Genomic DNA, 6,447 nt, shown 5'->3' with positions numbered 1-6,447 from the left:
ATTTAAGAAAAGAACTAACTTTATTTTATTTCAAGTTTTGTTGTTTTTGAATTTAGTAGAGATATTGAAGGTAGTGGGGCGGCGATTAAAAACTATTAAGAATCATCACTTTTGGTAGACGTTTTTTCTCGACGTTCCTGCCAACTGGTGACTGTTTTGTAGCGCCAAATAGCCTTAAAAGCCAGTCCACAAACGATGCTAGTCATCACAGCTAAAAGTATCAGTCCGATACAAAACGCGGTAAGAGATACAGTGCCACGATAGGTAACAAATGGATTGACCCCATCTGACAACGCCCACAAACTAAAATCAGCGATCATCCGTCCAATAAGCCTAAGGCTAAGTGGTGGTACGTCTAGAATTTTTGCACCGATATAGTAGCCTGCATAAAAGATAGGTAGGCTCGTCAGTGGGTTGGTAATCCAAGTCAAACCAAGCGCCATAGGTACGTTGGCACGGAAGATTAACGAACCGATTAAGGCAATTAGCATCTGTCCTGGTAATGGAAAAAATGCAGTCAACACACCAATATAAACCGCTTTATTTAGACTGTGACGATTAAAATGCCATAATCGTGGATCAGCTAAATGCGGTGCAAACAGTTTTAAGGTGCGACTTTCTAAAATTTTCTCTGGTGTAGGAAGCAGACTTTTCAGACGTTTTTGGGGCACAGGATCGCCTTTAATCGTTAACTTCAGCCCGACAATCGTCTTGATGGACTGTTATAAGGTATTATTAATAAAAAATACGAGCAAGATTATATAATATGATAATGTCAGAGTATCGTTATCGTACTATGTATGAGCAGTATAGGGTAATATAAATACAAATGCTATTGCCTGTCATGACGCAACCGTTATTGTTGAGCGGCAAAACTTTCAATTGGCGTGCGTGTCAAATATTCACAAATAGTCGCTGTTAGGATTATGAGTATGATAGCCTAATACTCAACATAGTTTGCATACCGAAACATTCATCTCATCAATCAAGGAGCGTTGGTGTACTGGTTAATTGGTGGCTTGATTATCATTGCTATGATGGGTGTATTGGCAGTTGCTGATAGTATGGTGATGCCAAATATTCTCTGGCTAGCCGATATTCCTATTACCTCGTTTTTATTTGTACTACTTGTTTCGTTTGCCACTATTTTACTGCTCATTACTCAGTTTAATATCCCGTCAGCCAATCTTTGTCATTCTTCCAAAAACGTTCTCCATTATTCTTTTAGCTATTATTTATATCGCATTAAGCCAAGCTTGCGTGTTATTCAGCATATTATAGTGGCTACACTAGCGGTTGGATTAGTGGTCGGTAGTGCACTGCAAGCTGTCGTTAGTCATCAGCAAGCAGAAATGACAGCGATCACTAAGACGATGCGCGTGCAAGCACTGGTGACTATCGAAGGGATAAGCGATAGTGTCTATGATGCCGCACTAGATAGTGGTTATCGGCAAGTGGCGACTATTAGCTACATATCACCATTAACCTCTGAGTTAACACCGCAAGAATTAGACCGTATCGCCACTGAGCTGTTAGTAAATCATGATAATAGCCTAAGCGATAATTTGTATGGTGAAAAACTGAATAACGAAAACTCGCATGACAAGAATCTACATAACCAGCACCTAAAAAAAACAGCTGTTGCTGATACAAAGCATCGTATATTACTCAATGCTTATCTAAAACAGCAAAACGCTCAGCAAGTTGAAAATAATGATCCATATACAAGTTTAAATAGATTACAGCCAGGTGATCAGCAGCTAATGACATTAGCACTTGCGCCATTAGCTACTTCTGAGCAAGCATTGAACAATCCGTCTGGTTTTGACAGCTATCGTTGGTTGCGAGGTCGCCATATCGATGGTGTCGCAAATATACTGACGGTTAGTACAGTGGCTATTAGTCATGATGAGTCATTAGATGTAACGCCTGCCTCTACCTCTTACCTTCAGCGCTTTCGTACTCGCATTGAGCAAGGGCGCTGGCAATTACGGCAGCATTTTTATACAGATTGGCACGCGCAATCTATCGAGCGGCAGCAGGCAAAAGCAGTTACTTTGAGTTTACTGACAGGTGATCGCAGTCTAATCAGCCGTGAGACCAAAGACTTATACCAACTGGCGGGTATTTCACATCTGCTTGCCATATCAGGCACGCATGTATTGTTTCTAGCAATCATACTGGCTGGCATAGTGGCACTGATTTTTGATCGATTATGTCCTGCAGTGTACCGTTATTTCCCACGCTGGCAAGTGCGTTGGTGGGTGATGATTGGTGCTGCCTTTATCTACGCGTTATTTACTGGATTTGATGTGCCCGCTGCCCGTACTGCATGGATGTTATTGGCAATAGGTTTGGTGCGTATGACCTTGTTACCTGTTAGTACGATGCGGGTATTGTTTGCATTGGCCATATTGATGGCATGGCGTGATCCATATGTCTTATGGCAGGCAGGATATTGGCTATCCTTTATTGCAGTCGCACTATTACTCAGGTATGAAGACGATTCATATAGGCAAGAAGGGCAACCGTTAATAGCCCATAACAAGGCCACTTATCTCTATGCTTCTTATCTCTATGATAATGCTGCCAAGATACCGAAACGTATTTGGTTAATATGTCGACGCATATTCAAACTGCAGTTTTGGTTGTTTCTCACGTTACTGCCCATTACGTTGTTATTGTTTGGCAAGGCGTCGTTATGGGGGCTTTTGATAAATCTATTTGCCATTGGTTTATTTGGCTGGGTAATTGTGCCGCTAAATCTATTGGCTGGACTTTTTTATCTTTTATTACCAGCTGTTGCTGATCAGCTATGGGCGCTAGTTAGTGCTATTGTTGCGGCTTTACATAAGCTAATGATTTGGTTGATTTCATTGCCAGTTTTATCAGAGGCTTGGCTTTATACGCCAATAAACATGGCTATATTACTGATGGTATTGTTAAGTATATTGCCTTGGTTGTTACCGAAAGGGTTTATTAGTCGCTGGCTTGCCGTCCCACCTTTAACCTTATTGGTAATGACGGTCTATGCCAATCAACACTCCTTAGCGACGACGCCAACATTGTATATCTTGCCAACGGGTGATCAGTACATTAGCGCTGCTCTGCTGCAGTACCCCGTTGCCAATGAAGAAGCTAGTGATAACAATATCAGTTGGTTGTTTTTAGCGGATCATAGATCTCAAATGACACGAACAATGCCAACTCATCTAACAGTGGATGTGCTCTCTACGACGTTAAAGCAGCAGTTGGGCAGTTTGTCTGTTAATCGATTACAAGGCGTTATCATACAAAGCAGTAGTATCGGATTGACTGATACGCTCGATATTGACAATAAGGGCACTAACAATAAAAACACTGATAATAAAAGCGCTGATATTGGTCATTCTGAGCTATTGCCCTTGACGGTTATACAGCTCAATCAGCATCTGCCTATTAGTGAGTATTGGCAGGCAGGGCGCTCAGATCGTTGGCTAAGGCTTCAACATGCTTATCAAGTAGCCAACCAATTTAACAAAAAATCTAATATCAGCGTGCAGCGTTGCGAACAAGGTAAAACATGGCAAGCAACGAGCGATGATTTGTCTATCACTGCCATGACAGGGTGGAGTGAGATAGATGATGCCAGTGTGTGGGACTGTACGTTGGCTATTGATACAGCTTTGCCAGTACAAGTATTAAGATATAACGCAGCCGAACCGCTCAAACCCTTGCCAGCATTATTACAAGATGTTTCATCGAATCTATCAGGTGTGATAGATCAAACGGTATTTACTAACTCGCGTCTTGTTCTGAATGCAGACAGTCATCAGCGTGTTTGGCAAATGTGGACGTTACTGTGTTCAGCAAACCCATCATTTAATCAAGAATTCATGTTTTACAATACCTTATGGCTTGGCCACAGCACATCACAAATTACTGCTGAAATAATAAACCATCAAAGAATTAATGAAGTTACAACCTATGACGATAAAGCGCTTGAGGTAGCATTGCCTCTAGTAACTGATGCTAGTGATAATTAGTCATAACGAGTTATGATGCTAGCTTCTATGAAAGTATCATTATTTAGATGGTTTTTGTTTGAATTGAAGACACACTCTAATAATGAACTGTAAAAATATCATTGATGTTTTCAGAGTTACAATATAGTGATATTTCACAGTTATACTATTGAACCATGATTGAAATAAGCCCATACTTAGCAGGCTTATTTATACAGATGATGACTACCGTAAAACCATAAGCAGTGTGAGAACTCACTGCTTATGGTAGGTGTTTTTATATCCTCTTTTTTATTGTTTTAGATTGTTTCTGACCTAGGAAGTTATATGCCCAACTGGCCACCAGACCCTAATAAACGTCCTGATACTTCGGCAAATCAGCCAACGCCGATACAGCAGCCAAGCCCGCCGAGTGGACAAGAATGGCGACTGCTAGAAAACACATTGTTGGCTAGTGTGGTTGAACAACGCCGCGCTCGTCGCTGGAGTATCTTTTTTAAATTATTAACTTTTGGTTATATCTTGTTGATATTTTTAACCCTTGGTCGTGGTTGTAGTAGCACACCAACAGGTATCGATGCAGTCGATACTAGTGCGCCGCATTTGGCTGTCGTTGAGCTGCAAGGCGTCATCAGTAGTGGTGATGAGGCCAATGCTTATGATGTTAATGAAGCATTGACCCGTGCTTTTGAAAACAGTAACTCAAAGGCGGTGGTTTTAGACATCAACTCGCCTGGTGGCTCACCAGTTCAGTCTGATGAAATCTGGCAAAATATGATGGATCTGCGCGAAGAATATCCAGACAAGAAATTATATGCAGTGATTGGTGATATTGGTGCCTCTGGTGCTTACTATATTGCTTCTGCAGCAGATGAAATCTATGTCAACCCTTCAAGCTTGGTTGGCTCTATCGGCGTGATTATGTCAAGCTACAACGTCGAAGGTTTGATGGACAAGGTCGGTGTGAAAGATCGCACGATGACCGCTGGTGAGTATAAAGACATATTAAGTATGTCGCGTCCGTTGACTGACTATGAAGAAGCGCACGTTGATAAGGTCTTAGCGAATACGCACAAGCACTTTATCGATGCTGTAAAAGAAGGTCGTGGCGACCGTCTAAAAGATCCTGAACAGAATAAACTATTTTCAGGCTTGTTTTGGACAGGTGAGCAATCGATCGAGCTAGGCTTAGCAGACAAGACAGGTAGTATCGCAAGTTTAGAGAAAGAGTTAGAGCTTGATACCGCGATCAACTATAGCCCAACAGATCCTCTAGAGTCATTTATGGATCGTTTCGCTGTTAAGTTAGGCGCAGGCATTGGCTCAAGTGTTAACCTTGGCGTTTTACCGCAAGAAGATGGTAATGTAGAGATGCGTTAAGCATTTTGTATTTCAGATTTACTGTGTATGATTGATAAGGCTGAGCGTATGATTATGCTCAGCCTTCTTATTTATATATTAGATATATCAGATATGCCAGATCTGATAATGATACATAAGCTGTCCATAATGATTCGATGAGAGCCTGTTATGACTGATAACAATGATTTTCCAGCCTTTAGCACATTGCCTATTTCTAAGATAACTCAAAAGCCTGTTATTCATTTTGCTCATGCCAACGGTATGCCTAGTGCCGTTTATGCGCCTTTTTTTGAGTATTTATCAGATTTTTTTACGATTGAATACATTGCGATGCTCGGCGACACGGCGGGTTATCCGGTAGATGATCATTGGCGTAGTCTGACGCAGCAAGTTATTGATAGTGTAAAACAAGCCTGTGAGAAGCATGGTGTCGCACAAGTGGTGGCAGTCGGTCATTCGCTTGGCGCAATGTGTACGTTGCAGGCACTGTATCGAGAGCCGAAGTATTTTGCACAAGCAATACTGATGGATCCGCCTTGGATATATGGCAAGTCTAGTTTGCTTTGGCACGTGGCAAAAAACATCGATAAATTACCATTGATGAACCACCGCCTGATGGACAAGTTATCACCTTCTGGTATATCCAAGCATCGCCGTGATGTGTGGGACAGTCGAGCAGAAGCTTATGACAAGATGCGCCATAAAGGTTTTTTTAAGAATTTTGATGAGCGCAGTTTTCAAGGTTACATCGACTATGGCTTACATCAGCGTGCCGATGGAAAGGTGACATTGGCGATTCCCAAATCCAAAGAAGTGGCTGTGTTCCGTACCAATCCTTCTTGGTACTGGCTCGCGCCGAATCATGCTCCTAAGGTGCCAGTCACCTTGATTATCGGTAAAGACAGTATTTTTTTAAAACGTCGTTTTCCTCAGCAAATACAGTCGCGTTTGCGTATTCATTATATCACTCATGCAGGCGGTCATATGTTTCCACTTGAGTATCCAGAATCGGTAGCGCAGCAGGTATTAAAATTGATTGAGCAGCAGCTATCATAAAAGAATTATTAAACTAAAACGTTCT

4 protein-coding genes are annotated in these 6,447 nt (G+C 41.7%); 3 read left to right on the top strand and 1 reads right to left on the bottom strand.

The window, feature by feature from the left end; translation table 11 throughout:
- Positions 1–95: 95 nt before the first annotated feature.
- Positions 96–671: a DUF2062 domain-containing protein gene (locus tag ACT3RN_RS06465; RefSeq protein ID WP_318779521.1), complete on the bottom strand. Its 576-nt coding sequence runs from the start codon at positions 669–671 to the stop codon at positions 96–98.
- Positions 672–998: 327 nt separating this feature from the next.
- Here ACT3RN_RS06465 and ACT3RN_RS06460 point away from each other — a divergent pair, with 327 nt between their 5' ends.
- The 3 genes from ACT3RN_RS06460 to ACT3RN_RS06450 all read left to right on the top strand — a co-directional run bounded on the left by ACT3RN_RS06460 (position 999) and on the right by ACT3RN_RS06450 (position 6,422).
- On the top strand, positions 999–4,025 hold the full coding sequence (locus ACT3RN_RS06460; RefSeq protein ID WP_442061998.1) for a ComEC/Rec2 family competence protein: 3,027 nt from the start codon (positions 999–1,001) through the stop codon (positions 4,023–4,025).
- Positions 4,026–4,331: 306 nt separating this feature from the next.
- Entirely contained in the window at positions 4,332–5,384 is a 1,053-nt protein-coding gene (gene sppA, locus ACT3RN_RS06455) for a signal peptide peptidase SppA (protein ID WP_192519074.1), read from the top strand.
- Positions 5,385–5,534: 150 nt separating this feature from the next.
- Positions 5,535–6,422 (top strand): alpha/beta fold hydrolase, encoded by an 888-nt coding sequence (locus ACT3RN_RS06450; RefSeq protein ID WP_192519075.1) that lies wholly within the window; start codon positions 5,535–5,537, stop codon positions 6,420–6,422.
- Positions 6,423–6,447 lie beyond the last annotated feature (25 nt).

It is taken from the genome of Psychrobacter sp. AOP5-GZ1-6, assembly GCF_052376345.1.
Classification (GTDB): domain Bacteria; phylum Pseudomonadota; class Gammaproteobacteria; order Pseudomonadales; family Moraxellaceae; genus Psychrobacter.
This window is presented reverse-complemented; position numbering and strand designations above follow the sequence as displayed.